The organism is Microbulbifer variabilis ATCC 700307, from assembly GCF_000380565.1.
In the GTDB taxonomy this organism is placed as follows: Bacteria; Pseudomonadota; Gammaproteobacteria; order Pseudomonadales; family Cellvibrionaceae; genus Microbulbifer; species Microbulbifer variabilis.
This window is the reverse complement of sequence record NZ_AQYJ01000029.1, coordinates 71,989-98,766: the sequence shown is the minus strand read 5'-3', so window position 1 is coordinate 98,766 and position 26,778 is coordinate 71,989. Positions and strand designations below refer to the sequence as shown.

At 48.9% G+C, this 26,778-nt stretch carries 22 protein-coding genes and 4 tRNA genes; 10 read left to right on the top strand and 16 right to left on the bottom strand.

Going from position 1 to position 26,778, the window contains the following annotated elements; all coding sequences use genetic code 11:
• Positions 1-5: 5 nt before the first annotated feature.
• The 3 genes from smc to G367_RS24355 form a co-directional block, all read right to left on the bottom strand.
• On the bottom strand, positions 6-3,509 hold the full coding sequence (gene smc / locus G367_RS0119195) for a chromosome segregation protein SMC (protein WP_020414780.1): 3,504 nt from the start codon (positions 3,507-3,509) through the stop codon (positions 6-8).
• Positions 3,510-3,883: 374 nt separating this feature from the next.
• The gene (gene ccmI, locus G367_RS0119190; RefSeq protein ID WP_020414779.1) at positions 3,884-5,110 is read right to left on the bottom strand and encodes a c-type cytochrome biogenesis protein CcmI; all 1,227 of its coding nucleotides are present in this window, start codon (positions 5,108-5,110) and stop codon (positions 3,884-3,886) included.
• Entirely contained in the window at positions 5,107-5,634 is a 528-nt protein-coding gene (locus tag G367_RS24355) for a cytochrome c-type biogenesis protein (protein ID WP_245556722.1), read from the bottom strand. The genes ccmI and G367_RS24355 overlap by 4 nt, the downstream gene beginning before the upstream one ends.
• Positions 5,635-5,810: 176 nt before the next feature.
• Here G367_RS24355 and G367_RS0119180 point away from each other — a divergent pair.
• The 4 genes from G367_RS0119180 (at position 5,811) to G367_RS0119165 (ending at position 6,708) form a co-directional block, all read left to right on the top strand.
• Positions 5,811-5,886 (top strand) — tRNA-Val (locus G367_RS0119180).
• 48 nt (positions 5,887-5,934) lie between these two features.
• Positions 5,935-6,011 (top strand) — tRNA-Asp (locus tag G367_RS0119175).
• Positions 6,012-6,507: 496 nt separating this feature from the next.
• Positions 6,508-6,583, top strand: a tRNA-Val gene (locus tag G367_RS0119170).
• Between the two features lie 48 nt (positions 6,584-6,631).
• Positions 6,632-6,708, top strand: a tRNA-Asp gene (locus tag G367_RS0119165).
• Between the two features lie 94 nt (positions 6,709-6,802).
• On the opposite strand, the gene G367_RS0119160 is transcribed toward G367_RS0119165, so the two are convergent.
• From G367_RS0119160 to G367_RS0119150, 3 genes are all read right to left on the bottom strand, one after another.
• On the bottom strand, positions 6,803-7,261 hold the full coding sequence (locus G367_RS0119160; RefSeq protein WP_020414777.1) for a GFA family protein: 459 nt from the start codon (positions 7,259-7,261) through the stop codon (positions 6,803-6,805).
• A 157-nt stretch (positions 7,262-7,418) separates the two neighbouring features.
• On the bottom strand, positions 7,419-7,934 hold the full coding sequence (locus tag G367_RS0119155; protein WP_020414776.1) for a GNAT family N-acetyltransferase: 516 nt from the start codon (positions 7,932-7,934) through the stop codon (positions 7,419-7,421).
• Between the two features lie 73 nt (positions 7,935-8,007).
• Positions 8,008-8,895, bottom strand: coding sequence for a patatin-like phospholipase family protein (locus tag G367_RS0119150; RefSeq protein ID WP_020414775.1), 888 nt, complete (start codon positions 8,893-8,895; stop codon positions 8,008-8,010).
• A gap of 182 nt (positions 8,896-9,077) precedes the next feature.
• Here G367_RS0119150 and G367_RS0119145 point away from each other — a divergent pair, with 182 nt between their 5' ends.
• The 3 genes from G367_RS0119145 to G367_RS0119135 all read left to right on the top strand — a co-directional run bounded on the left by G367_RS0119145 (position 9,078) and on the right by G367_RS0119135 (position 10,998).
• A complete protein-coding gene (locus G367_RS0119145; RefSeq protein WP_020414774.1) occupies positions 9,078-9,575 on the top strand; it encodes a PH domain-containing protein in 498 nt (165 codons plus the stop codon).
• Between the two features lie 108 nt (positions 9,576-9,683).
• Complete coding sequence (locus tag G367_RS0119140) at positions 9,684-10,427, top strand: esterase/lipase family protein (RefSeq protein WP_020414773.1); 744 nt, start codon at positions 9,684-9,686, stop codon at positions 10,425-10,427.
• Between the two features lie 112 nt (positions 10,428-10,539).
• Positions 10,540-10,998, top strand: a complete 459-nt coding sequence (locus G367_RS0119135; protein ID WP_040629208.1) for a GNAT family N-acetyltransferase — start codon at positions 10,540-10,542, stop codon at positions 10,996-10,998.
• Positions 10,999-11,021: 23 nt separating this feature from the next.
• Here G367_RS0119135 and G367_RS24350 read toward each other — a convergent pair whose 3' ends face one another.
• The 6 genes from G367_RS24350 to G367_RS0119100 all read right to left on the bottom strand — a co-directional run bounded on the left by G367_RS24350 (position 11,022) and on the right by G367_RS0119100 (position 19,722).
• Complete coding sequence (locus tag G367_RS24350; protein ID WP_157533674.1) at positions 11,022-12,530, bottom strand: PepSY-associated TM helix domain-containing protein; 1,509 nt, start codon at positions 12,528-12,530, stop codon at positions 11,022-11,024.
• Between the two features lie 27 nt (positions 12,531-12,557).
• Complete coding sequence (locus G367_RS0119125; RefSeq protein ID WP_026305266.1) at positions 12,558-13,145, bottom strand: hypothetical protein; 588 nt, start codon at positions 13,143-13,145, stop codon at positions 12,558-12,560.
• 105 nt (positions 13,146-13,250) lie between these two features.
• Entirely contained in the window at positions 13,251-15,470 is a 2,220-nt protein-coding gene (locus G367_RS0119120) for a TonB-dependent siderophore receptor (protein WP_020414769.1), read from the bottom strand.
• Positions 15,471-15,901: 431 nt separating this feature from the next.
• The gene (locus G367_RS0119110) at positions 15,902-17,473 is read right to left on the bottom strand and encodes an AbgT family transporter (protein WP_020414767.1); all 1,572 of its coding nucleotides are present in this window, start codon (positions 17,471-17,473) and stop codon (positions 15,902-15,904) included.
• A gap of 95 nt (positions 17,474-17,568) precedes the next feature.
• The gene (locus G367_RS0119105) at positions 17,569-18,579 is read right to left on the bottom strand and encodes a tryptophan--tRNA ligase (RefSeq protein ID WP_020414766.1); all 1,011 of its coding nucleotides are present in this window, start codon (positions 18,577-18,579) and stop codon (positions 17,569-17,571) included.
• 129 nt (positions 18,580-18,708) lie between these two features.
• A complete protein-coding gene (locus G367_RS0119100) occupies positions 18,709-19,722 on the bottom strand; it encodes a helix-turn-helix domain-containing protein (RefSeq protein WP_211214960.1) in 1,014 nt (337 codons plus the stop codon).
• Between the two features lie 120 nt (positions 19,723-19,842).
• Here G367_RS0119100 and G367_RS0119095 point away from each other — a divergent pair, with 120 nt between their 5' ends.
• The 3 genes from G367_RS0119095 to csrA all read left to right on the top strand — a co-directional run bounded on the left by G367_RS0119095 (position 19,843) and on the right by csrA (position 21,688).
• Positions 19,843-20,259, top strand: a complete 417-nt coding sequence (locus G367_RS0119095) for a rhodanese-like domain-containing protein (protein WP_020414764.1) — start codon at positions 19,843-19,845, stop codon at positions 20,257-20,259.
• 102 nt (positions 20,260-20,361) lie between these two features.
• Entirely contained in the window at positions 20,362-20,829 is a 468-nt protein-coding gene (locus G367_RS24345) for a GNAT family N-acetyltransferase (RefSeq protein ID WP_020414763.1), read from the top strand.
• A gap of 670 nt (positions 20,830-21,499) precedes the next feature.
• Positions 21,500-21,688, top strand: a complete 189-nt coding sequence (gene csrA, locus G367_RS24340) for a carbon storage regulator CsrA (protein ID WP_020414762.1) — start codon at positions 21,500-21,502, stop codon at positions 21,686-21,688.
• A 288-nt stretch (positions 21,689-21,976) separates the two neighbouring features.
• Here csrA and G367_RS0119080 read toward each other — a convergent pair whose 3' ends face one another.
• The 4 genes from G367_RS0119080 to G367_RS0119065 form a co-directional block, all read right to left on the bottom strand.
• Positions 21,977-23,476, bottom strand: a complete 1,500-nt coding sequence (locus tag G367_RS0119080) for a vanadium-dependent haloperoxidase (RefSeq protein ID WP_040629207.1) — start codon at positions 23,474-23,476, stop codon at positions 21,977-21,979.
• Positions 23,477-24,863: 1,387 nt separating this feature from the next.
• Positions 24,864-25,451 (bottom strand): GNAT family N-acetyltransferase, encoded by a 588-nt coding sequence (locus G367_RS0119075; protein ID WP_020414760.1) that lies wholly within the window; start codon positions 25,449-25,451, stop codon positions 24,864-24,866.
• 296 nt (positions 25,452-25,747) lie between these two features.
• Positions 25,748-26,053, bottom strand: a complete 306-nt coding sequence (locus tag G367_RS0119070; protein WP_020414759.1) for a DUF2845 domain-containing protein — start codon at positions 26,051-26,053, stop codon at positions 25,748-25,750.
• A 110-nt stretch (positions 26,054-26,163) separates the two neighbouring features.
• Positions 26,164-26,616 (bottom strand): hypothetical protein, encoded by a 453-nt coding sequence (locus tag G367_RS0119065; RefSeq protein WP_020414758.1) that lies wholly within the window; start codon positions 26,614-26,616, stop codon positions 26,164-26,166.
• Positions 26,617-26,778 lie beyond the last annotated feature (162 nt).

Here is a 26,778-nt window from a genome sequence, read left to right as displayed (position 1 = left end):
CGCTCTTATGCGGAAGCCAGCTCAGCGGCTTCTTCCACATTCACCGATACCAGGCGAGATACACCCGGCTCATGCATGGTTACCCCCAGCAGCTGATCTGCCATCTCCATTGCGATCTTGTTGTGGGTAATATAGATGAACTGAACATGTTCTGACATTTCTTTAACCATTCGAGCGTAGCGACCTACGTTAGCGTCATCGAGAGGAGCATCCACCTCGTCCAACATACAGAAAGGTGCTGGATTCAGACGGAAAATAGAGAACACCAGAGCGATCGCAGTAAGTGCCTTCTCCCCGCCAGATAGCAGGTGAATGGTACTGTTACGCTTGCCCGGTGGGCGCGCCATAATTGCGATTCCAGTATCGAGCAGATCCTCACCTGTAAGCTCCAGATAGGCATTACCGCCCCCGAATACTTTCGGAAAGAGTTCCTGCAGCCCCGCATTGACCTGGTCAAAGGTCTCCTTGAAGCGGGTTCTCGTCTCCTTGTCGATTTTCTTAATTGCATTTTCCAGAGTCTCCAGCGCATCCATCAGGTCGCCATACTGGCGATCCAGGTAATGCTTGCGCTCAGACTCCTGCTTATATTCATCAATGGCCGCGAGGTTAATCGGCCCCAGGCGCGAAATACGCGCGGCCACGAGTTCCAAATCTTCCTGCACCTGGGCGATGGTGAGATCACCGGGCAACTGCTCTAAAAGCTGCTCTACATCGTGATCACTCTCTTGCAGCTGCTCAACCAGACCATTGCGCTGCACCTCCAGGGTTTGCGCGGCGAGACGCTCTTGCTCAAGCTGTGCACGTACCCCTTGTAAGGCCGCTTCAATCTTGTGGCGCTCCTGCTCCTGCTCACGCAGGCCGCTTTCCACTTCCTCAAGCTTTTTACGCGCTTCTGCCAGCTCGGTTTCCACCTCAATACGCTCGCCCAGCTTCTCCTCCAGCTCAGCCTGGAAATCCTGGGAAGGGTCTTCGGTTTCAGCCATTTGCTCCTGCAACTGGTTGCGACGTAATCGCAGGCGCTCGAGCTGTTCATTCATCACCTGCAGGGTGCGCTCCAAAGAGACCATCTGTGTACGCACAGATTGTTCGCGCATAGCCAGTTCGTGAGCGCGATCCTTGTCCTCTCGGGCGCGCTGGCGCGCAGCATCCAAAGCTTCGCGCAATTCCTCGCGACGCGCCATTAGCGTTTCACGACGATCGGTATCATCGCTCATCGCCTCCACGGCTTCCTGCAGCAACAACCGCGCTTCAGACAGGGATTCACCTTCAAGCTCCTGCTGCTCACGCACTTCAGCAATTTCCTGCTCAATGCGAGTGCGGCGCTCGCTCATCTGCTCTGCACGAGCACGACGGGCAGACAACTGGCTGCGAAGCTCCGCCTCACGGCGACCGAGTTGTTCGGAATCCAGTCGGGACTGCTCAATTGCGCGCTCCAAGTCTACGGCATCACCTCGCATGGATTCACGCTGCTCACTGAGACTTTCTATCTGCTCTTCACACAGGGCAATCTCCTGTGCCAATGCCTCCAGTTCCTGCTTGCGGGCTAACACCCCGGCCTCCGCATCGCTGGCCCGGCTTACACGCAACCAGTTTGGCCCCAACCAGAGACCATCCCGGGTTACGATCGATTCATGAGCCCGCAGCTCAGAACGCTTCGCCAGTGCGTCAGTAAGGTTTTCAGCAGTGTAAATGCCTGAAAGCAGCCCGGTGAGAGAGGCCGGCCCCTGTACTACATTGGCCAGCGTGGGTAATGAAGAATCGGGGGGGGCCGCTACACTGGCCCCATCAATAAAGATTGCCTGGCCGCTCTGCAGTTGACCCAGCCCCTCAACAAGGCTCTCTAGCTGATCCACGCAGACCGCCTGCAGCTGTGAACCCATTATCGTTTCTACTGCGGTTTCCCAACCGGCTTGAGCCTGGATCTGGTCGGCAAGACGCGGCCTTTCACAAAGGGATTGTTGCTGCAACCAGCTCTCAACAGCTTTACCCTGCCCCAGTGCCGCCTGCTGCAGCGCTTCCAAGGAGGCTTGGCGACCGCGGCTGGTCTGTAGTTGTAAGCGCAATTGGTCAAGGTCAGCTGCCATCTCCTGTTCGCGGGAACGCAATCCGTCCAGGGATTCGCGTCGCTCAGCCGTCTCTTCACGGCGCTCCTGAGCCTGCATTTCCATCTCGGCGAGCTCTTCATTCAGCTGCAGGGTCTCTTCGTCATCCTCAGAGACCTGAAGACCGGATTGCTCTGCGATCAGCTTGTTAATGCGCTCAAGCAATCGCTGCCCGGAAGTCTCCAGGTGTTGGATGCGCGACTGTTGCACCTCGGCCTTTTGGCGGGAACCTGAAGCCCCCTGATTAAATTGGTCCCACTCATTTTGCCAGTTGCGCATTTGCTCCTCGGCCTCAAGTAAGCCACTAGCGGACTCCTCTTCGGCGGCGAGAACCATTTCAAGATCCGGCACAATTACTTCGAGCTCCTCCTCGAACTGGGCAGCCTTTTCTCGATCCACTTCCAGGTTGGTCTCCGCTTCGCGGAACTCCTGTTCAGTCTGCGCCAAGTCGGAGTGCAGGCGAGTGGAACGTTCACGGGCATGGGCAATACTCTGCTCGAGGCGCGCGATATCACCTCCAACCGCATAAAAGCGGCCCTGCACCTCATTGAAGCTGTCGGACAACTCATGGTAGCCAACACGCTTTTGTTCAATGCCGGTGTCACAGCTCACCTGTCGGGTAACCAACTCCTCAACCGTCAGCTCCAGCTCACCGATTTGTTGCTGCTTAGCGGTATTTTGATCGTTGAGTTCGCGGTATTTAAGGGCTTGTAAATTCGCTTTGTAGCTACGCTCTTCCTCTTTAAAGCGACTATATTTTTCCGCTGCTGCGGACTGCCGTTCCAGCCGGGACAGTTGTCGATCCAGTTCGTCTCGAATATCGGTAAGACGCTCCAGATTCTCATTGGTGCGGCGCATACGATTTTCAGTATCTCGGCGCCGCTCCTTGTACTTGGAAATGCCGGCGGCTTCTTCAATATAAACGCGCAGCTCTTCCGGCTTGGCCTCGATCAGCTTGGAGATCATGCCCTGTTCGATAATCGCATAACTGCGTGGGCCAAGACCGGTTCCCAGGAACAGGTCTGTCACATCCCGGCGGCGACATTTCTCACCGTTGAGGTAATAGTTATTCTGCCCTTCACGCGTCACTTTTCGTTTTACGGAAATCTCTGTAAAAGAGGCATAGGCACCGGAGAGCTTGCCGGCAGAGTTATCAAAAACCAGTTCGATAGAAGCCTGGCCCACGGGTTTACGCCCACTGGAACCGTTGAAGATGACGTCCGTCATGGAATCACCGCGCAGGTTCTTCGCTGACGACTCCCCCATTACCCAGCGCACGGCATCAATGGTATTTGATTTGCCACACCCATTGGGACCTACCACCGAGTTAAGGTTTGTAGGAAAGTAGACAGTGGTGGGGTCAACAAAGGACTTGAAGCCCGCAAGTTTGATGCACTTCAGACGCATGTATTCTTAAACTCGGTATTTTTTATCTTTGCCGGCCCGATCACCAAACACTCAATTGTACATGGCGCTGCCTGGGCTTTCAGCGCAATTCTTCACAGTTACTTTTCAAGCGGATTATCGGCCGGAATGGCCTGTGGTCAAGTCAAGATCGCTCTAAAGCTGCAACTGGTACCCAAGGCCAACTCTATAGCCCGGTAAGTTTGCATTAACAACCTCAAACCACTCACGACGTTGCCTCGTGCGCCTGTGACCATTTAGACGCGAACAAGTTCTCTGGCCGCAATACACTTTAATACAAGGCGAGAAATTACAGTCCCCGCGCCGGCTCTAAGCGACGGAGAAGATGGGGCCATTAGGCCCCCTATCGCCACCTCTTACAATTTTTGGTCGATGGTAATGGACTGCGCTTTATCCCAACTGGCCTTTGGCAGGGTTTTAATAGTGCCCTGCCAATCCCCAGCTGCCGGACGCGCGTCGCCGTGCAGTGCCAGGCGTGCAACCAACTGAACCGACTCGACCGTAGAAATAGAGCGGCCCGGCATCATCGCACGAGATTCATCCAGAACCACCTCCGCAGGCAGCTGGCCCGCGGTCAGCCGCACTATCGCCAGCGGCATTGGGCTTTCAGCACTGCGGGCATAGATAAACACAGGCGTTGAAGCCTCGGCCTCGACACTGCTGTCCAAACTAACCTGGACGCGAATCTCGGGGCCTGCCTTTTCACCAGGGTCCCGGGCAACAACCACCGGCTCACCAGCATCCACCAACGCCTTTTCCGCCCGGGCAACACCCGCAGCAAGGGCTTCAGCAGCGGCCGACCCTGGTGCCAACTGTTGCAGGGCTGCCTGCCAGTACTCCTGTGCTTTACGGTATTCCTTATCCTCGTACGCGGCTATCCCGGCCAACCCCAACGCCGTGCCATTGCCGGGCTGGGATTCAAGGACCTGCCCAACCAACAGGCGGATTTCCTCGGTTATTTTTGAACCGCCAGCGAAAAATAGCGCCTGGGCTAACTCCGCTTTTACAGAAGCCGCCTCAGGCTCCCGCTCCACCACATATCGATAGGCCTCAACGGCACCGACAATATCTCCGCTTACCAGCAACCTTTGCGCCAACACATAACGAGTGCTCAAGTCTTCAGGGTGGCTTTCAATACGCGCCTTGAGCTGACTGGTGATTCTCTTCTCAGCTTCTGCGTCTGTCTGCCCCTGCTGGCTAGCCAGAATCTCCCGATAGAGCGCCACCTCACCGGGCCGATCGGATATCATATAAGCTCCAACTGTCACCACCGGCACTACCACCGCCAGGCCGAGCAAAGCGCCCGCACCACGCCTAGTAGGTGCGGAGGCCTGAACCTCTTCCTGAGCACTGAGAAGCTCACGGGCCATTTCCGCTTCAAGTTGGGCAAACTGCTTTTCATCCATAGCCCCGCTCTGCACAGCTGCACGTAACTCACGGGAGCGCTCGCGGTAAAGCTCCGCTAAAGCCTCTTGCTTGTTGCTGCCCGAGCGTTTTGTCCCTGCAGCGCGCAACCCTGGCAATAAGAAGACAAAGGCCAACGCCAGCAAAAGGATCGCCAAACCAAACCAGATATCAGTCATTTGCTCTTCTTCCCACCATCAGTCAAATCACTGGGATCTTCACCCAGCAGTTTCTTCAATTTGCGCCGCTCGTCTTCGCTCAAGGCCCCGCTGTTATCATCCTGGCTCGCACCGGTTCCACTTCGGGAGCGCGTCACAATAATGATCAGCGCTAACAGGCCTATCAAGGCGAATACACCCGGAGCCAACCACAGGGCCAGAGTGTTTTTCTGTACCGGTGGCCGGTATAGAACGAAATCCCCATATCGCGCCACCATGTAGTCAATAATTTCTCTATCTGTGAAACCCTCTTCCAACAGCCGGCGAATCTCACGGCGCAAGTCTGTTGATATCGATGCATCAGAATCTGCCAGGTTTTGGTTCTGGCACTTTGGACAGCGCATCTCTTCAATCAGCACCCGATAGCGTGCTTCCAGTTCCGGGGAGGATAACTTTTCGGTCTCTACCACCGCCTGCACCATAACGGACAGACTCAGAGCGGCCATCGCTAAAAGGATTTGGCCCAGCCAATTCTTTTGTCTCACAGCTTCTCTCACGCTTTATCCATGGGAAATTTGGCTGATTATAACAGCGACACCTGCCATCGGACACGCCCGCGACTTCACACTTAACTGCCTTAACTCATTGAAAGTCAAAAAAAAATTCAAGAAAGGCGTTGACGCCGCGGAGAATATCATTAAGATACGCAGCTCCTGACACGGGGTGGTTAGCTCAGTTGGGAGAGCGACGGCCTTACAAGCCGTAGGTCACAGGTTCGACCCCTGTACCACCCACCACTTCTCTGACTCTTGCCAGGCAGGAGCAATAAAGAGAAACAGGAATGCGGACCGGTAGTTCAGTTGGTTAGAATGCCGGCCTGTCACGCCGGAGGTCGCGGGTTCGAGTCCCGTCCGGTCCGCCATATACAAAAAAGCCCTGCTCGAAAGAGCGGGGCTTTTTTGTTTGTGATTATTTTTTCTTTCCTTTAATTTTCATCTTCCATTATTAGAACCACACCCACTAAAAACAGACCCCGGCAGATCGAGCAAACCTAACTCCAAGTTAATGGAAGCTTCCCCTCAACAAAGCACAACCCAACCAAAAAAAGGACCGGCAAATTTTTACGATCATTTTCCGCACTTAAAAAACTTGCCGCGCACAGATAAACCGGCCGCTACAAAAAAATTATTCTCCCCGCCAACACCAATTTAATTCCACCCATTAGTACCAGGGCAACCCCCCAACAAAAAGACAGCAATCATTTACTTTCTGCCAAAAAATAACCAAATAATTTCACAGCAAATATTCTTTAAGCAGAAGTTGGTGCTTTTTTATTCCATTAATTATTTTTAAACCTTTTTCGTAAAAACCTGTTGACCGTGAAAAAAATATCATTAAGATACGCAGCTCCTGACACGGGGTGGTTAGCTCAGTTGGGAGAGCGACGGCCTTACAAGCCGTAGGTCACAGGTTCGACCCCTGTACCACCCACCACTTCTCTTACTCTTGCCAGGCAGGAGCAATAAAGAGAAACAGGAATGCGGACCGGTAGTTCAGTTGGTTAGAATGCCGGCCTGTCACGCCGGAGGTCGCGGGTTCGAGTCCCGTCCGGTCCGCCATATACAAAAAAGCCCTGCTCGAAAGAGCGGGGCTTTTTTGTTTGTGTTTTGTGAAAACACCGAACAATAATTAGCTTATCCAGTATTTCAAATATTAACTTTCGGCCAATTCAGTTTCTGCCTTTTCGAAATCGGCATGTAACAGGCGGGTTAACTCTTCCAGATCTGGCATCTCCGCAAAGTGCTCGCCATTTCCGGCGATAAGATCCCAGGTTGCCTTGGAATCCACGTGCAAATGGGCAACTACCTGACTCTCCAAGCTCCCCTCTATCAATCCTGCGGGAACCCAGAAGTGCGTGGTGTTGCTCATCAGGTGGGGGACTGTACTACCGCAGCCGCTACAAAAGTCTGAGCGATATCCTGTTGGAGTGCGGTAAGAAGAAACCTTGTCCAACCCTCGCACCCAGCGAAACTGATCACGCGCCACAAACATTGCAGTATCTGATGCGGAGCCACTCAATTTGCGGCAGAGCGAACAATGACACTGATAAAGGCTTGGTAGTGGCTCATCCAGCTGAAACTCGACTGCGCCACAGAGGCACTTTCCATTCATTCCTTCCTCCTTACCATAAGCTGAAATTCAGAGTCTTATCTGAAATCGAAATAGGGTAGCAACAATATCCCATCCCTACCTTAGACTCCTATAACGGCACGAGGAAGTAAATGCCAATTGGTACTCCATCCGACCTTATGGAAACTAAAAGGGCTTCTTATTCTTTAACTAGCGCCGTCAGTACATGGTCCTCCCAGCGCCCATTAATCAACAAATAACGCTTAGCATTGCCTTCAACCACAAAACCAAGCCGACGTAAAAGAGCTGCCGATCGATAATTTTCAGGCATGTAATTTGCCATCACCCGATTTAGCCCCAATTCCTTGAAGGCGAAAGCAATTACATATTCGCACAATAAGTACATTACCCCCTTCCCTTCAAAACTTTTGTCCACCGCGTACCCCATATTACATGCCTGAAAAGGCCCGCGAACAATGTTGGTAAGAGAACAAGTAGCCACAACCCGGGAGGATTCCGGAAAAGTGATCAGGAAGTATGCTCCTCTCCCCTCCTGTTGCTCTATATGCCAACCCTGTAATCTCTGCTGCCACGCTCCAAGACTATGGTAACCACTCCCCCTGGCTGGCTCCCACTGGCGCAAATGATCCGCGTTACTAGAATAAAAATCGGAGAGTCCCTCAGCATCCTCTATCCTCACCGGCCTAATTTCCATTTCTTCCCCAATTAAAAAAGCAACGACAAGGCTTCATCACTGAACCTTAAAAAACTGCGAAAACAAATCGACCTCAGTCTGCTGCCGATGCAGAAAAGGCGGCGCTCGCCTCACCCCGCAAAAAATGCCACCCTAGCGACCTCCCATCTTGATAGCCCTGCTCAAGCAACTCAGCCTCCTGTGTAAAGCGCTTTACCGGGAAGTCTTCCGGCGGCGCAATGACCGAAACGCGGCAATCTTTTGGGGGAGATTGAATAAAGTCCAAAGCGCGGTTGTAGCGCTCTCCCCTCTCCAGGACAGCTTCAAATAGCCGCGCGTGATCGTGGAAGAACTGCTTAATAAACTTTGGCGCCGCCCCAACCGGTTTGCGGTACCCCAACGGGCGTGACAGCACAACAGTAATATCCCTTGCGCCCTGCTCATAAGCACGAATAACCGGAATGGAGTCGGCAAGCCCTCCGTCTGTCATTGGCTCGCCGTCAACAATGGGAAATTCACGATACGCCATCGGAATAGCGCAGGACGCAGGGAACACTTCATGCATGTTCTCTTCCGTCACTCGAACATAATGAGCTTCACCGCTATTGATGCTGGTAGTTACCGCGTAGAGAGGCACTGCATTATCGATATAGCTTTGAATATTTAATGGCACGTCCTTGTAAGAGGCATGCCAAAGCCAACTAATATCGCAAAAATGCCCCCCTTTTAGATAACGCCGCCAATCTATAAAGTCCGTACGGCGCGCATGATCAAGCAATATCCGGCGACTTCGCCCGTAATCCCCCGCCAGGTATCCAATCAGGTTTGTCGAGCCTGCAGAGACTCCAATTGCGAAGTCGAAGGGACAGTAATTCGCTTCGATAAAAGCATCCAACACACCCGCGGCGAATATGCCGCGCATAGCGCCACCCTCCACTACAAGGGCAGATAAAGATTCTTTCTTTGTTAGTTCACTTGCCATAGGTAAACCGCCATAAAAACACAAAATCTCAATACCACACCCGAAAATATGGCTTATGGGTCATAAAATTCTCCAGGCCCGCCTCAATATCACCGCTGACTTAGGACAAGGTCTTTGCCAACTTGATTCCACCAGCACTATGATTGGAGAATTCAGGCTATTTGTCCTTAATTGAGTAATTTATGCCATCTGCCGTTTTTCAAGCCCCGTGGAGCCGTCAGTTAAAAATAATCAGCACCATAAGTGCCGCTCTCTTACTGGCCATTCCACTATTCCTGATGACTAAGGCCCCACCCACGCCGTCCCTACTCTTTAGTATCGCTCTTGCACTACCGCCAGCCATACTGCTGTTAGGCGCCCTGTTCGTGGTCAGAGGCTATGTCATTCAGAATAACAACCTGTTTGTTCTCCGCCTGGGCTGGAGGACACGAATCCCCTTGCAGGACCTCAGAAAAGCCTCAGCCGACCCTTCAGCTATGCAAGGATCGATCCGTATATTTGGAAACTCTGGACTATTTGGCTATACAGGCCTCTTCCAGAACAAGAAGCTGGGGCGCTACCGCGCTTTTGCGACCGATCACGACCAGGCCGTAGTACTAAACTTCCCTACCAAAACACTGGTTATCACCCCAGACAGGCCAGAACGTATGGCTGAAATACTTAACCGGCATACTTCCTAGCCCTGCCACACATCCGGCCAGCGGGAAAGCTCAACTCCTGCGGCATACTTGGCTTTTTTCAGGACGAGCAGCATACTCCTGCAAAACGTAATACTGGTAAGGAAGTAAATGAGAAAAGTTGTTGTTGCGCTGGCACTCGCCTTCGGCGCCCTGTCGGTAAATGCCCACTCCGCCTGCGTTATTTTACTTCACGGCCTCGCCAAATCTGATAGCTCTATGGCCAAGATGGAGCGTGCAATCAGCAATGCAGGATATAAAACGGTCAATGTGGACTATCCTTCCACAAAGTTTCCCATAGAGAAGCTGGCCGGCAAAGCAATCGCACCAGCATTGGATGCTTGCACCGGTGAAAATGAAATTAACTTCGTCACCCACTCTATGGGCGGCATTCTGGTTCGCCAGTATTTGAGCAAAGTGAAAATTGAAAATTTGAACCGCGTGGTTATGCTGGGGCCTCCCAACAAAGGCAGCGAAGTGGTAGATAAGCTCGGTAATTTTCCGGGCTTTCAGTTTGCTTTTGGCGATGCCGGATTACAGCTGGGCACCGGCGCAATGAGTGTTCCCAACAAACTGGGAAAGGCAGATTTTGATGTTGGTATTATCGCCGGGACACGCAGCATTAACCTCCTACTATCGCATATGATACCCGAAACCGACGATGGCAAAGTTTCTGTCTCCAGCACCAAGCTAGAGGGCATGAATGATCACTTGGAAATGCCTGTTACCCATGTATTTATGATGAAAGATAAAAAGGTAATCTCCCAGGTCCTCCACTATCTGGAGCATGGTGCTTTTGCCAAAAGCAAACAAAACCCAACCCCTGCCAGTCCAGGCAATACAACCGGGAACTAACCGGCTCGGCAAAACTTAAAAATTGGCAATATTTTTTTGCCAAAGGTTATCGTTAACAACCCAGACTATGAGCGCGAAAAATAAAAGCTCTATTTATGAGGGAATAACCAAGATGCAATGGCAATGGTGCAGCTTTAATGAACTTTCCATCAACCAGCTCTATGAAATTCTGCGAGTGCGCCAGGAGGTTTTCACCGTAGAGCAGGACTGCCCCTATCAAGATGCCGATGGCAAAGACCAGCATGCCTGGCACCTGATCTGCTGGGACGGGAACAATGAAAACCCACAAATAAAGGCTTACCTACGCGTTGTATTTCCCGGTGAAAAATATAGTGAACCCTCCATTGGACGAGTACTTACCGCGGAGTCCAGCCGCGGAACAGGACTAGGCAAAGAACTTATTTATCGCGCTGTAAAACAGACGCAGAATGAATACCCCAATAGAGGAATTCGTATTTCTGCACAGGAACACCTGGCCCGGTTCTATGGGGAATATGGTTTCGAGAGGGTATCCGACCCCTACGACGAAGACGGCATACCCCATATAGAAATGCTGCGCCCGGCATCGTGACGAATACCGGGCAATTCTCCTCGTTAGTTACTGCCCACAGCGCCGTTCACCGCAGTAGCAAAATTGCTATCGCGGCGACGCACCCAGGTATACAGACAAGAAGCAGCGATACCGGCAGCAGTTAGCAACCATACTGCATTGGCCACCAATGAGGCACGCACAAAAGAGTCTGCACCGAAAATAGAAGCATGCACAATGACCGCCATTAGACATGCGATGATGGTCGCCACTCTCAATAATATAGACCAGCCTGCTGCAGTGCCCGCAAAAGCGGCGACCACGCTTAAACTTAACGTGGTTAACCAGAACACTTTTACTGCCGACGCAGTAAAGGCCAAATAAGTCACCGCGCTCAAAGCTATAGCAAAGGGTATCCCCCAAACCTGGGCCATCCATACACGCTCAAGCCGCACAGCCGGAGCACCTCTCTGGCGCTTGCGCACCAACCAAATATTGATACCCGAAACCACAAGCACACACATGCCAATACCCAACAGGAAGTAGGCAATTTTCACAGGGAATCCGGAGAAATGGCCAAAGTGCAAACGGAAGGTGGAAAGATAGACCTGCTTAGCGCTGTCCCCTTCAGACCACCCCTCCTTCTCAATCAGGCTTCCGTCTGGATTAAAGTGATAGCGCTCTCCCCAAACCAGTCGCTCGGGAACACGAGTCCATATTTCTACCACCTGCCCCTCGCGACCAGGGAAAGCCACCTCCAACCTGGTTCGCTCCTCTTCGGGGGCAATACGCTCCATTTCTGCGAGTACAGCGGCAAAGTCTGGCAGTGAGGTTTCGGGAGCATTTTCTTGCATAACCGGATGCTCACGATACAGGATGTGCTCAACTTTCTCTGTATCCCCATCGTAGAAAAGGCCCGCAATTGCAAAGGCTGCAACCTGGGAAAGACCGATAAAGGCACCGGTAATCGCGATGGCCAGATGGAAAGGAGAAGCCCAGACACCAAGGCGGTTATGCAGATCCACCTGCTGCAAGCGCTTAGACCCGGATAGCCGGAAAGAGAATGCATCTTTGATAATTTTGGGGTGCGCGAGCAATCCAGAGACTATCAGGGCCGCCATTAAAACACCTATCAGCCCCACTAGCGGCACCCCCAAACCCAAAGGCAGGTTCAGGGCGAAATGCAAATAGGCTAGAAAGTGTGTCCACTCATGTTTTACCTCCCCCAGAAGAGCGCCGTCCTCGGCAACATAGCGCTCAATATCACCAACCTCGACAACCAGCCGGGGCATATCTGTATTTGGAATAGTGAATTTTACTGAGTCAAACTCTTCATTTTGCTCTTTTGCCAGCGCAATCGCCTGCTCAGCAGCAGTCTGATACACAGACGCAGCCACACTGAGATTTTCCAGTTCGGAGGCCTGCTCCCAGCGTTCAAATTCATTGTAAAAAACTGCGAGTGTTCCGCTGACACATACAATGTATAAAAGTGTCGATACCGCCAGTCCGAGAACCGAATGCCCATCGGTCATATTTCTTACAAAAGCAGGCGTCGGCTTAAAGGATAATTTCACGTTAGATCCCTACTCAGGTCCGTTTTACTAAGCTGCCACAGCGGGAATGGCAAGTTTCAACATCAGGCCACTGAGCACTGAAAATGCCAGCAGGCCTGCCGAAGGACGCAACAATTTTTTGTCGGCACAAACCCACACCACCGCCAGGGTCCAAATGGTCACCGAAACAAAAGCACCACCAACTAGTCGCCAACTATCAGAGAGGCCGGTAAAACCAAAGAAAAGCAACCCGGCAACGATCCCGCTCACCAAGGGTAAAAATGTGGCACTTAAAAAACGCAAAATGCCCCGCAACCACAATTGGCGCAGGGCTCCGGGCTCTGAAACACCACCCGATCGTTGCTTTTCAATAGGCCGGGGGCCGCTGGGCCATTCACCCCTAACGGCAAGTAATGCAAATACACCGAGCATTACTATTAAGGCGGCAATACTGATCCCAAATTCTGTACCGACTGCCAGGCTCCAGCCAACGGCCGACAAAACCAGCATTGCCCAACCAAGCCAACTACGTAATGGCTGAGCCCCCTTACTGGACCAAGCCGAGTACAAGGAAAAAATACCTGCAAAGGCAAAAACACTGGCTAGCCCAGCAACGAAGTAAAAGGAATCTTGCATAACCACCACACTGGGAAATTTCGCTTCCCGGCTGATTGTTAAAACGTAAAAAAGGGAGTCTGCCCACAGACTCCCCCTGTGGACAAACTCCCAGCCTACTCTAACTTAGAAAGTGTAACGTGCCTCAGCAGTTACATAACGGCGCTCACCGTAAAAGCAATCACCGCGGCTCAGGCAAGAAGTCGTGTGAATTTCATCAGTCAGGTTCTTCACATTCAGTTGGAACTTCCAGCTTTCCAGGGTATAGCCGATAGTAGCGTCATACAGGGTGTAAGAAGGATTTTCGGTAGGGAAATCTGCAAAAACATAATCGTAATAAGCAGCCTGCTCGGCATAAGCAGTTACCAACTGCGCATGAACTTTATCAATACCGGTGTAACTGTCACCAACATGACGAGCCCCTACTCCAACGCTTAGACCAGGTACCCACTCACTAAAGTCATAGTTTCCCCAAAGAGAGAATTGCTCCTCAGGCACAGTCTCAATTTCAGTGCCAACCTCAAATGGATCGCTACTCTCTACTATTTCAGTATCCATCTGGCTGTAATTAGCCACCAGTGTCAGATTACCCCACTGCCCACTGGCCTCAAGCTCAAATCCATCGATCTGCGCCTCACCGATTTGTCGATAGGACCTGTCAGGACCGAAAGTTAAGCGATTTTTCTGCTTAATCTCAAAGGCAGAGGCAGTCATCAGGATATTAGTACCTTCTGGCTGGTATTTAATACCGGCTTCAATCTGCTCCCCTTTCACAGGCTCGTAGGTACCGCCCTGGCTATTCGGATCTGCTAAAACAGCCTCAAAAGATTCTGAATAACTAACATAGGGAGATACACCGCTGTCGAAGGCATACATCACGCCAAATCTTTTTGTGAGTTCCGTCTCTCTCTGCTTGTCGCTAGCCTTCGTAGAAACATTGCTATGGGTCCTAGAAGACAACCTATCTTCACGCAAGCCCAAATTAAAAATAAAGTTCCCAAGGCTAACTTGGTCCTGGAAGTAAATACCTACTTGCTCAGCATTGACATCGGTAATTTCTCTATCCAGCCCTTCCAGTCCCTCTGGCACATAACCATAAACCGGGTCAAAAATATCGATATCACCACCGTAGCCACGGGCTCTTAAAATACTGTTATCGATTTCTGCATTCTGGCTATCAACACCAGCTGAAATCTGATGTTCAAGAGAGCCTGTAGTCAGCTCGCCTGACAAGCGCAGGTCAAAAATCAAAAGGTCGCTTTTCGCATCTTTCATATAGACAGTCCGCGATACTTCACGGAGGTCTTTTTGCAGGCGCAATGCAAGTGTGTAGTCAGCATACATCGAGTTGTAGTCGACATCCCCTTTTGAATAACGGAGGCCCGCATTGATACCCCAGCTATCATTCAAGCGATGATCAACCCACAAACTATAAGCGGTTTGCTCAGTATTGTATTTATCCCAACCCGGCTCACTAATAAATGTGTCAGTCGGGATTTCACCGTTTACGTTATCGACAATGGTACCGCCCCAAGGTAGGAAAGCTGCAGTGGTACCGGTCTTTTCTTCCTGGTGATTCACCAGGAAAGTAATCTCAGTATCCGCACTGGGGCGCCAGGAAACGGAAGGCATTAACAGGGTGCTGTCATCATCAACATGATCAACTTGAGCATCAGCATCGCGAGCGTAACCCACTACCCTATAGAGCCACTCGCCATCGCTATCGAAAGCACCTGTTACGTCACCAGCTATAACTTTTCGATCATAGTCACCGCCCTGTACCATCAGCTCACCGCCAAACTCCTCTTTGGGGCGTTTGGATACCAAGTTAACTATACCGCCTGTAGAACCCTGTCCATAAAGTACAGAAGAAGGCCCCTTGAGGATTTCTACACGCTCAAAGGCATACAGGTTTGCACGTGAACCGGTATAACTGCCGAAAGTAGTTTTTAGTCCGTCGACAAACATGATTGGCTCAACAGCACGAACGGTAGACCAATCACCGCGAGCATCAACGCCAAACAAGCCACCATTCACACCGGCAGAGTACTGCAGGATATCCTGCACAGTTTTTGAGCCAGTTACATCGAAGAAATCTTTATCGCGCAGAGAAATAGAGAACGGCGTCTCATCAACCGGAATATCTTGCTTGCCAATAGAGGTCTGGCGGGACAGGTTCAGCTCGCCGGTTACATGAACTTCTTCAATACCCTCATTCTTATCCTCTGCTGCAAAAGCTGCAGTAGAGCCGCCTGCTGCAATAGCCAATGCCAACAGGGAGTGGCTCAGCCCAGAAAGAATGGGAGAAGAGTTTTGGCGTAAACCTTGGATTCGAGCGGTGCCCATGGATATCCCTCAAAATTCAGTGGAAATATTATCTGCCGCAGCAGCTGCTACCGAAATAAGTTGACGCGGATCTTAATAGGAATCGTTATCACTTACAACATTATTAGAACATTTTTTTACTAATGCGGTCTGGCCCGTGTCCTTATTGCAGGCAAGGGAGCAAACCTGCGCCTGAAATAGATACTCTGGAGGAGCGAGGTGTAGGCACATGGGACCATCGAAATTCAGCCTCGCTCATACCCAGCACAAGCCATGAATTAATCAATATTTTTATATTTAAAAAGATGAATAGAAGGGACTACCTGGCAAAGATCAGGCTGATTTTTAGTTGGGGAGAGCTTGGGAAAGAGGCGCCCAGGAACCCGGACACCTCTGAGTGGAAACTGAAATGATGCATCCCGGGGCGGGTAAAACCACACCGGTGCTACTCATTATGGCGTTGGATAGGTATAGCTGGCTTGCAGCCCCAAAGGCATACCCAGATTCCAGTAAATCACCAGGAATATGGACCAGCAGATCAGGAACACCACCGAGTAGGGCAACATGATAGATACCAGTGTACCAATGCCTGTTCCCTTCACGTAGCGCTGGCAATAGACAACTACTAGTGGGAAGTAAGGCATTAACGGCGTAATAATGTTGGTGGAAGAATCACCTACACGGTATGCCGCCTGGGTCAGGTCCGGAGAGAAACCAATCTGCATCAACATGGGTACAAAAATGGGCGAGAGCAGCGCCCATTTAGCAGAGGCCGAGCCCACAAACAGGTTAATAAATGCCACCAGCACAATAATACCCATCAGGGTAATTGGGCCCGGCAGATTCATGGCAGCCAGCAGGCTGCCTCCCTCTACTGACAACAGGGTGCCTAAACCGGAGCGGGCAAATTCAGAAATAAACAGGGCACAGAAAAATGCCATCACGATGTAGTAAGCCATGGAGCCCATGGTCTTGGACATCGCATCGATCACATCCTTACTTTTACGGAAGGTCCCAGCGGCATATCCAAATACAACTCCAGGGATAACAAACAGTAAGAAGATCAGCGGCACAATAGACTTCATAACCGGCGCGCTAAAGGAGGCCAATTGCCCCTGGGAGTCGCGCAATGCAGAAGTCTCTGGCAACATCCAGGCGATAAGGCCCACAACTCCAGCCACCATGACAGTCACTGCCAGGTACATCGCCTTTTTCTCGCGAGCACCCAGCTCCTGCATTACTGGCATATCTTCTTTGTCCCCATCAATGGCGACATTCTTCAGGCGGGGCTCAATCACCTTATCGGTGAGCCACCAGCCCAAGATAGTTACTACGAGACAGGAAGCCGAAGTGAAGAACCAGTTATTGAGAGGGTTTACTTGAATCTCGGGATCAACAATCTGTGCCGCGGTTTGGGTAAAGCCCTGCAGCAAGGGATCAATGGCTGAAGGAACAAAGTTTGCTGAGAAGCCACCGGATACCCCGGCAAAAGCCGCAGCGATACCTGCCAAAGGATGACGGCCAGCCGCATAGAAGATCACACCGCCCAAGGGAATCACCAATACATAACCGGCATCTACAGCGGTATGGCTGACAATCGCCACCAGAATCAGCATCGGGGTAAGCAGCATCTGCGGGGTCACCGCCAGTAGCTTTTTCAGAACGGCATTAATAAAGCCACTCTGCTCTGCAACGCCAACGCCCAGCATGGCCACGAGCACCACACCAAGTGGAGCAAAGCTCGTAAAGGTGGTCACCATACTGGAGAGGAAGCGAGCCAGCTCCCCACTGGAGAGCAGGTTGGTCACCTGGATTGCGTCACCGGTGGCTGGATGCAAGGTATCGAAACTTACTCCAGACAACATCCAGGACAGCACCCAGATAGCAACCATTAATACGAGGAAGAGTACTGCCGGGTCGGGAAGCTTGTTCCCCACCACTTCAATAAAGTTGAGGGCCCGGTTGATCCAGCCGTTCTTGTTCGCGTCGCCACCCTCTGCAGGGTTAGCTTGAACATTTTCCATAATGAATCCCTGTTGTATCGTTATATTTTTATTAATGCTCTTTTATCTATAGGACGGCTACGGAAGCCATAGCCTCCCAACTTTAATTCAAAACATTACTTACCGATCTTGCGGATACCTACCGCATGGCGCAATTTCTCAATAAACGGAGCAGAGTAAGCGCTCGCCTTAGCCGCCCCTTTTTCAAGCTCTGCTTCAATCTGAGATGGGTTTTCAAGCAGCGTGTTATACCGTTCACGGGCTTCACCGATCTGACCATTAACCAGCTCGAATAGCTGCTTCTTGGCCTCCCCCCATGCAATACCCTCTTCAAACGCCTTACGCATTTCTGCGGTTTGCTCTTCAGTAGCGAATGCCTGCCAGATCTGGAAGACCGTTGAAGTATCAGGATCTTTAGGTTCTCCTGGCTCCAGAAGATTCGTCTTGATCTTATTGATGTGCTTCTTCAGTTTCTTCTCAGGCAGGAATAACGGAATAGTATTGCCGTAACTCTTGCTCATTTTTCGACCATCAAGCCCTTGCAATACGGCAACATGGTCGTCCACTACCGCCTCTGGCAGCGCGAAGTGTTCGCCATAATGGTGATTAAAGCGTTGGGCAATATCGCGAGCCATTTCTATATGCTGGACCTGGTCCTTGCCCACCGGCACTTTATTGGCATTGAACATCAGGATGTCTGCAGCCATCAGGATCGGATAGCTATACAAACCCATGGTCACACCGAAGTCAGAATCTTCGCCATCCACACGGTTAGCATCCACGGCAGCCTTGTATGCGTGGGCGCGGTTCATCAGGCCCTTGCCAGTCATACAGGTCAGCAGCCAGGTCAACTCCGGGATTTCATGAATATCGGACTGCCGATAGAACACGACATTGTCTGTATTGAGACCCAAAGCCAGCCAGGTGGCGGCAATCTCCAGGGTGGATTGATGTACCTGTTCCGGGTCCTGACACTTGATCAGCGCGTGATAATCGGCCAGGAAGTAAAAAGATTGGTTATTCTCGTCCTGGCTGGCGGCGATAGCCGGGCGAATGGCGCCAACATAGTTACCCAGGTGAGGAGTGCCGGTAGTTGTAATACCGGTCAATACGCGCTGCTTGGTCATAAATCCTTTGTTTCCTGTACTGAATTCAGGCAATAAAGGGCGAATCATAACCTGTTCGCGGCTAGGGTTGTATCAACGGAAGGAATCGGCTTCCAGCCAGTAAGCCCCCCTGCTCTCATCGTCAAAGACTCACTCCTCTTTTATAACCCCAAGCCTTTCCGGACAGGCAAATTGCCTTTGGTATTGCCCGGGGGATATACCGAAGGCTTTGCGAAAATGGTGGCGAAGGGTTGCGCTACACTCAAAGCCTGCAATTTGCGCTACAAGATCGACACTCTCCTTGCCGGACTCCAGCGCCTTCTGCGCCATCCTTAAACGCTGCTGAATCAACCACGCCTTCGGAGCGACTCCCATAGACTGGCGGAATTTCCTATCAAAACTGCGACGTGAAAGATGGGCCTGCTCTGCCAGGTCCCCCACCATGATAGGTTTATGCAGATTGGCAAGGGCCCAATCCAGCGCCCCCGCGAAATGGTCTGGCCGCTTGGGAACTGGAGTCTCCACGAACTGGGCCTGCCCTCCCTGTCGGTGGGGAGCCATCACCAAGCGCTTAGCCACAGAGTTGGCAAACTCTTGGCCATGGTTGCGACGCAAATACTCTATCCCCAGATCTATTGCCGCCGAGCTGCCAGCCGAACAGGCCAGCGCACCCTGCCAAACATAAAGCACATCCCCCACGTACTCCACATTGGCAAAACGCTGTTTGAAGACATCCCCATAGCGCCAGTGGGTAGTAGCTTGCTTCCCATCGAGCAAGCCAACTTCAGCAGGCAGAAATGAACCCGAGCAGAAAGTCAGGATTTGCCGACCCTCCGCAACGAACCCCTCCAGAGCACCGTACAAAGAGTCCAAATAACGATCTTTGGCCAGTGACGTAGTAGACCAGCAGGGAACCACTAGCAGATCGTAATCCAACAAACTGCTGATCTGCTTACATTGCAGAGACACCCCGCCCACGCCTACCGGGGCTTCTGGGGCAAAGGAGACCACCTCACCCTGATAGAGCTCATCCATACCCGGGCGAGACAAACAGAACAGCTCAGTCGCGCAGCCAAGTTCAAACAAGGCAACTTGCCGGTGCACCAGAATCGCTACTCGCTTTGGATCACTACACCCCATTGGCCCAGCCCCTTTATCAGTCATCACCATTCAACGCTTGGCTCAAACTTAACGCTATTTGGCGTTCAAGCCAATCGCCTAATTGTCAGCCAAGGAACAAACTATGCACAAGCTTTTATGAGAGTAAGAACCAAGGAGATACTTATGAGCTCAGCTGTAAGCCGCTTCGCCCCAGCCAGCAGCCAACAAGCCCTGCTTCATTTTCAGGAATTGCTGGCCTACGAGACCGACTGCTGGGATGTCCACCATGCCATTACCAATGGGCGACGGGATTTTGTTCTGCTGGATGTCCGTGGCGAAGAATCATTCCGGCAAGGCCACATCCAGGACGCTCACTCCCTGCCCCACCAACGTATCAATGAAAAATCTTTATCCAACTATCCAGCCAGCACACTGTTTGTTATCTACTGTGCAGGCCCCCACTGCAATGCCACAGAGAAAGCCGCTATCAAGCTTGCCAAGTTGGGTCGCCCGGTAAAAAAGATGATTGGTGGTGTTACTGGTTGGATAGATGAAGGATTTCATCTTATTAAAGATAGCGAAACTACCAACGCCGAGTAAGCAAGTTGGATCTTGTCTCACCAATTCAGAAATCAAGGGGGCGCAGGACTGCGCCCAAAATCGTCTCCCCAAGCTGAATTCCAATAAAGAAAAAAGAGACCAATGCAAATACGTTACGCAATGCCTTGCGATGGTGCCCAATTATTAAAAATGATGCGTGCCCTCGCCAAATTTGAAGGTTACCTAACTGAGTTCAAAGTCAACGAGCGTGAACTGAAAAGCCGGCTATTCGAGCAAGCAGATTTCAAGTGTCTAGTCGCTGAAGATAATGGAGTAATTGTTGGCTACTTGGCCTTTTACCCCCTGCCATTTACTTATGACTTAACTCCCTGGTTCTGGATTAAGGAACTATATGTAAATGACAGTATGAAATACCGTCGAAAAGGAATAGGCAAATCTTTAATGCAACAACTGATCTATGAAGCCCGCAAGCAAGGTAGTACAAAAATAAAGTGGGAAGTACTTTGCTCGAATATCAATGCGCAAGATTTCTATAAGCAGCTGGGCGCATCTGTAGAACAGCAATGGCAAACCTGGTCCCTTAGTACAAAGGAAGCCAAAATCAACTAACACTTACAAAGAAGCCCTATCAACCGCCACCCAAAATCCCACACAAAAAAGAGCCTCGAAATCAGTAAGGTGAGCCACGGAACCGGTTAAGTCAGATACTACAAATATGCTTAACTTGTGAAAACATGAGATTCCTTTAACCACCTAAAAATCCGAAAAAATAATAGTGCCTGTAAAAATTTAGGCGCACGAATAATCTTATTGGATTTTATTTGGTTTTTATCTGTGTCAAAGCCGCGTAAAATCAATAGATATTTATCAGTATTGCGGCTGGTTATCAAGCAAGCTGTGTAAGGCTCATACCTTAAAGGAGCCTAAAACTTTCACAATGATCCACCCTTCAATAGGAGAGCGGTAGCGTGACCTAAGAATAGAGAAAAGGCGCTGACCCAAGGTGCTACCAACACCAGGGGCCAGCTAACCAAATTGATAGAGAAAGTATCAAGTTGGCTATATGCATAGTACGCTAGAAACCCGCTCGTCTTCAATAAAGTCGAGAATATTCAGCAGCTTGGAGCGACTTCCCAAGCTCCGGGAGCCTAGCGTCCGCCTTTTCCTATTTTGTGCCCACCGCTCCCGCGCCCCACCCCTTAAGCCCTCCAAATGTCGACTTCTAAGCTTTTCACCCAAAAGCGCCCACCCATGAATTAAGTATTAACAGGAAATAAAAATGTTGATCTTGAAACGCCGGACTGGCGAAAACCTAAGAATTGGGGCGAATGTCTCTCTCACCGTATTGGAGGTTAACGGTAATCAGGTAAAGATAGGAATACATGCCCCTAAATCCTTATCTGTTCACCGAGAAGAAGTTTATATCCGTATCCAAAAGAAACAGGAGGCAAGCAATAGAAACCGTTGAGAATATGGCCCTCACCGGTTGTATTCTGCGGCAAATTGCCAGTCTTGAAGCAGCTCTATTCGTAACGAGAATCTCATTTGAAAAGATAGCTATAGAAATCAGCCGAAGTATCCATGCTGCTTACCCCAACAGAGCAATTGTTCATTTTCCAAATGTAATGTTTCATGTACCTAATAGAATAACAAGCCAGATTTTTTTTACGCTACCCTTACAACTAAAATGGAATGGAGGGTGTAAACATTTATCATATTGATTGATAAATATATCCTCCATCCCAACTTCTACCTGTTATTCACCCGCCACTTTAGAAAGATAAAATTGATAAGCACGGTTTGCAACCTGGTGACCTATCGCCTGGCCCGCCGGAACTGAGGGCTCAAAGTGCACACCTCCCCAAACACGACTATTACCACAGTCTTCTTCAAATGAAGTCCAGGTTGGGAAGTGCAAAGACAAATCGGTTTGTGGTGTTATGCCTGGCTCAATCTGCGAGCTTCCTGCAAACGCTGGCACGGTATAGCCCAATGTATCACCTTGGGGTAAAAAGAGGCGGCTTGTTTCAGCATGCGCGGCACAAAAGCTGGCAGAAGCAGACGGATACTCTGGGTGATCAGCAACAGGCAAATAGCTGGTCCACTGACTAGCAGGCAAATCATTTACCGTTCCTTTTCCCACTCCTCCCCAGGCAGTAACAGGCTCGTCTTTATAAATATACCGAACTGCGGAGAAGGGGCGTACGGAATTGTGACGACGCTTCTCCTTCCAAATCGCAATAGCAGTATCAAAGGCAGCCATATTAGTCAGGAAATCGTAATGAATGAAATCCATCAGCGATAAACCCTGAGCCTCCGATGCAAACACAGCAGCAAAGCCTAAGCTGAAGATCTTCATATCAAACAGCTCTGCCTTCATTTTCTGCTCATCAGTTAAGTTAGCTGACGTAGTCAAAACATCATTTACTTGCGCCACGTAACTTGGATAGTTCCATATTTTCGATTTTAGAGGTACCGGCGAAGTGAATTCATCCGGAGACTCATAACTGTATGGCGTCGTCAGCGCTATCTGGGGCGTGACAAATTGTTGAACCCGATATACGCCAGGGCGCTCCATTAAAACTGCTGGCTGCCACTTCGAAGGAAAACGTAATTTATAGGCAGTGTTAGCTGGTTTGAAATTGGTATAATCGGCATAAGGTAAGCGGTGATACAACTGATTACCCTCATTACCCAGCTGATTCATACCGTCATTAACACGCCCTTCCAATACTTTTCTACCGGCATAGTTCCCTATACCAATCGGGGTAGTAGTATCTTCTGAAAAGTTATCAGGATCCAACCCTAACTCAAGTAACAGATTATCCCATTCAGATACCAAGTGTGGGAACAACCCACTCAATACCTTATGAGACGCATAGGAAAGTGCAATATTTAACTCACTGTTATCTGTCGGCTCAGCCATCCGAGCAATATCTGAGTAAACTCCTTTGGCAGTCGGATGATAAGGGGCTGTGGCATCAAACCAAGAGTTGGTAATTAGCGTCGTAAAACGGAGCACTAAAGTCGCGTCATTAGCAGCGGGAGACACTTCAAAAATTGCACACGCCGCTGCAGGAATAATATTCTGCACTGCGACGTTGCAGCTTTCCAGATCTGTAGAGTTACACTTGGGTGGCAATTGAACGTCTTCCAGTTGCGGGCAGGTTAACGCCTGTGCCTGCCAGCTCACAGAAATAAATAATACCCCGACAATCCCTTTTAAAGCCTTTTTATAAATCTTATTTTTAAGCATCGATCTATCCATTTTTACTTGATTAGCGTGTTTGAAAGTCCCCTTTAGGCAACCAAACACGTATTATTAAAATCAGACATACACACTTTAAAGATTCGTTAAACTCCCTATACTCTTGCCCCCTTTTTTAAACCAGAAGTAACCACAACGTTCACACTCGGAAAACCCAAACTGAAGATTAATGCTGTTGAAATGTTCATTTGCTGAAGCTTTACAATCAACATACCAACTTGCACCAAAAAAATTTAGTCTCCGCCACCTATGCTCCAAAAACTTAAAAATTATCCATTTGATTTCAATAGTTTTTTGATTAATCTGCTCTACGTTGCGGGGTCAGTGAACCCCCTCCTGTATAGAGAATATCCATATTGACTCTGACACTTGGTATATAATGGTCAAACCTTACAACTATAAAACTGTTGTGACTGGAAAATTCACCTCAGGAACTCCAGCCAAATAAATTCTACTGAAATACAGCCTATTTCTGTAACCAAGTTGCAAACCGAAATATAAGAAAGAATAGTGTTAACTTATTAACTAGAATCACGAAGCCCTTAAAAATATATTATTAATCTTACATCCTACCGCCTGACACTCCCCACTAGTAACATAACTTGATGAGAATCAAGTGAAAACTATGCAGCGGCCATATTGTGATGCAATCATTTGTTACATTTTTACTAACTGGTTGCCACTAAGAGCTAGCCCAGGTATCTCGCCTAAGAAACCACCGAAGTGAACCTAACAATTTCGAGAAAGCCTAACCGATCAACACATTTTAGCCAAGCACGCAAAAATACATCAACTTACAGCCAGGATTAATCTCGCGTGAAAATTAAAAAAAGAAAAATTAAGATTTTTCGTGATGACATCATGAAGTTATAATTCATGCAGATAACTCAAGCCACTAATCAAATGACTTCCAATTGACAGCTCGAACTTGCAAATGTTTCTTGTAATTTGTCATAGCTGTAAATCTAGACTTAATAAGAAGTTATCAGTCTTTCCTACTGAATTTTGATACACTTTTAAATAGAGAAATAAGCGTTCAGCCAAACACCCACGGCAAGCAATGTCACCAACAAGAATAACCCAAGAAAGTCTTAGGTAATCTGTGCGGACTAGTACTAGAGAGATCCTGTTTAGCCCGGTTAGCACTCAAGGCTGCCCCAGATTGCGCCAGCTCTTGACGGGCTTACATTTTGTGAATATCAGTAAGTTAGAAGGCTCCATATTGGAATGAAATCATTTATATGCATCTTATGATTTTTCCGCTATCGCAAGCGCATATCACTAAACATCAGGATTACTGAAAATTTAACCTGCTGCCTCATTAGGCAATATACTAAAATAAACCATTGTTTAATCTGTTTACAACATAAACTCCTTACAACGAGCATTTCATCAGTTTACACCCACCAACATGTGGAATAAGTGGATGTGATTCCAATTTAACATTCTTAATGCTTTTGAATCCTTGCTCTTCGTATAGCTTAATGGCTATGGTATTGTCAGAAAATACGATAAGACTTAGCTCACTGTAGCCTTCATTTTTTGCTTTTTCTTTCGTCTGCTCCAGCAATGATTTTCCAATCCCTCTCTGCTGATATGCCTCATCAACACACATAGCATCTAGAAAATAACTCCCTTCAATCCTGCTGGAATAAAATTCTCGAAACCTATTTAAACGATCCGGGGGAAGAAAATTCACCAACTCTTTTGTTATACAGTGGAACTTTGCAGGATAAGACAAAGCTACCCCGACAATTTCCTGATTAGACTCAGCAACAATACAACTACGGAAAGTATGTGGATAAATATCTTGCTCCAAACCATTGGAAAGCACTTCAATAGCTGTCACATTAGGTATCAAATCATGAAATAGATACTCTACAGCTCCGTCAGATGCAATATAGTCTAGCTCTGCAATACGGCGACAATCATCCTTTTTTCCAAGCCTGTAGTTCACATTCATATCTCATCCTAAACCAATATATTTGACGGTATATTTCAGATATACACTAAGTTTTGGGCAACAATCATGTTTCCAGGTAGATAAAAAAACTGTTAACTCAGAGTTTTTGATTTCACCAAACAGTCTATTATAAAATGCTAATTCCATATCTATAGACTAAAGGTATGTATATACCAGTCACACCAAACAATTACTTGCTTACCTGAAAATCATATAAGATAGCGATGAGGCTAACATGTAGTGCCAGCCCTTGACCAACAGCTTGTGAAGCATAGGAAGTTCAAAACACGACACAATTAATTTTGGTCAACAGCATTTATCTTAAAAAGCTTATTCCCTTCAAAAACCAAACTGTAGTAATTAGTTTTTCCATAATTAGTAACTTGAATGATCCACTCCTCAATCTTCATTACCCGAACCCTGTTCCCCGCAGCATCTTCCCGATCAATATACCCAATAACCTCTTCACTTACGGGCTGGCCGCAAGCGCTCAACACCTTATACTTAATGTCTCCTACCGATATCAACTCGTTGCCGCATCTCAATGCAAAGGCGTTGTTAGCAAATATTAACAAAGAAATAAAACAAACAATCTTCTTCATATCAACTCTCTTTTATTGCCGTTCTCATCAGAGGACAATGCTATATATCTAGTCCAGAAATGTGCATAAAGCAACCAGTAAAAAGGTGGATAACCAAGTACTATACCTGGCTATACACCCGTACCTACTGTGCGTAATCGATGGTACATGGTAGTAACAAACCTACCACCAAAAATCATTGCGAGTGAAATTAGCAAAACAGTGACATAACCGTAATTGATAGTTCCCTGAGTAAAAAGCTGGCCAACAATAACTCCCACAGACTTTAAAGCCCAGTAGATTCCTAAAAGAAAAGTGCCAGCCGCCACCAGTCCTTTCTCAGAAATAGAGGCATCTCCATCGCTTGATCTAATGATTTTAGGCGCTATTTTAGGGGCCAGGACCCAGAGAATTATGCCAATAACAGCTGGCACTACTATCGATCCAAGAACGGGAGCAATGGGTATTGGCCCACTGATACCCCAAGATGCAGGTGCAATGATAAACGGTAGGGCATTTCCTAAATTACTTAGAACCAGATATGCCGCCAAAATCTTAATCGTCAATTCTGAAAACTGTTTCATATTTTTTGTCTAATACACCTAAAATAGCAGGCTGAGTTTTGCGCCCTTAACCAGCTTTAACCATTTGTCAAGTGGCTTTCTAGGATAGAAGCTCTTACGGAATCCATGCTATACACCCCACAGCATCACTATTACTTAAAATTAGATAATTACTGCCATTAC

What these genes read in the sequence shown, in the direction of transcription:
- smc (WP_020414780.1), bottom strand. Translation starts at nt 3,509, where the DNA reads ATGCGTCTGAAGTGCATCAAACTTGCGGGCTTCAAGTCCTTTGTTGAC.
- ccmI (WP_020414779.1), bottom strand. Translation starts at nt 5,110, where the DNA reads ATGACTGATATCTGGTTTGGTTTGGCGATCCTTTTGCTGGCGTTGGCC.
- G367_RS0119160 (WP_020414777.1), bottom strand. Translation starts at nt 7,261, where the DNA reads ATGAATGGAAAGTGCCTCTGTGGCGCAGTCGAGTTTCAGCTGGATGAG.
- G367_RS0119155 (WP_020414776.1), bottom strand. Translation starts at nt 7,934, where the DNA reads ATGGAAATTAGGCCGGTGAGGATAGAGGATGCTGAGGGACTCTCCGAT.
- G367_RS0119150 (WP_020414775.1), bottom strand. Translation starts at nt 8,895, where the DNA reads ATGGCAAGTGAACTAACAAAGAAAGAATCTTTATCTGCCCTTGTAGTG.
- G367_RS0119145 (WP_020414774.1), top strand. Translation starts at nt 9,078, where the DNA reads ATGCCATCTGCCGTTTTTCAAGCCCCGTGGAGCCGTCAGTTAAAAATA.
- G367_RS0119140 (WP_020414773.1), top strand. Translation starts at nt 9,684, where the DNA reads ATGAGAAAAGTTGTTGTTGCGCTGGCACTCGCCTTCGGCGCCCTGTCG.
- G367_RS0119135 (WP_040629208.1), top strand. Translation starts at nt 10,540, where the DNA reads ATGCAATGGCAATGGTGCAGCTTTAATGAACTTTCCATCAACCAGCTC.
- G367_RS0119125 (WP_026305266.1), bottom strand. Translation starts at nt 13,145, where the DNA reads ATGCAAGATTCCTTTTACTTCGTTGCTGGGCTAGCCAGTGTTTTTGCC.
- G367_RS0119120 (WP_020414769.1), bottom strand. Translation starts at nt 15,470, where the DNA reads ATGGGCACCGCTCGAATCCAAGGTTTACGCCAAAACTCTTCTCCCATT.
- G367_RS0119110 (WP_020414767.1), bottom strand. Translation starts at nt 17,473, where the DNA reads ATGGAAAATGTTCAAGCTAACCCTGCAGAGGGTGGCGACGCGAACAAG.
- G367_RS0119105 (WP_020414766.1), bottom strand. Translation starts at nt 18,579, where the DNA reads ATGACCAAGCAGCGCGTATTGACCGGTATTACAACTACCGGCACTCCT.
- G367_RS0119100 (WP_211214960.1), bottom strand. Translation starts at nt 19,722, where the DNA reads ATGACTGATAAAGGGGCTGGGCCAATGGGGTGTAGTGATCCAAAGCGA.
- G367_RS0119095 (WP_020414764.1), top strand. Translation starts at nt 19,843, where the DNA reads ATGAGCTCAGCTGTAAGCCGCTTCGCCCCAGCCAGCAGCCAACAAGCC.
- G367_RS24345 (WP_020414763.1), top strand. Translation starts at nt 20,362, where the DNA reads ATGCAAATACGTTACGCAATGCCTTGCGATGGTGCCCAATTATTAAAA.
- csrA (WP_020414762.1), top strand. Translation starts at nt 21,500, where the DNA reads ATGTTGATCTTGAAACGCCGGACTGGCGAAAACCTAAGAATTGGGGCG.
- G367_RS0119080 (WP_040629207.1), bottom strand. Translation starts at nt 23,476, where the DNA reads ATGCTTAAAAATAAGATTTATAAAAAGGCTTTAAAAGGGATTGTCGGG.
- G367_RS0119075 (WP_020414760.1), bottom strand. Translation starts at nt 25,451, where the DNA reads ATGAATGTGAACTACAGGCTTGGAAAAAAGGATGATTGTCGCCGTATT.
- G367_RS0119070 (WP_020414759.1), bottom strand. Translation starts at nt 26,053, where the DNA reads ATGAAGAAGATTGTTTGTTTTATTTCTTTGTTAATATTTGCTAACAAC.
- G367_RS0119065 (WP_020414758.1), bottom strand. Translation starts at nt 26,616, where the DNA reads ATGAAACAGTTTTCAGAATTGACGATTAAGATTTTGGCGGCATATCTG.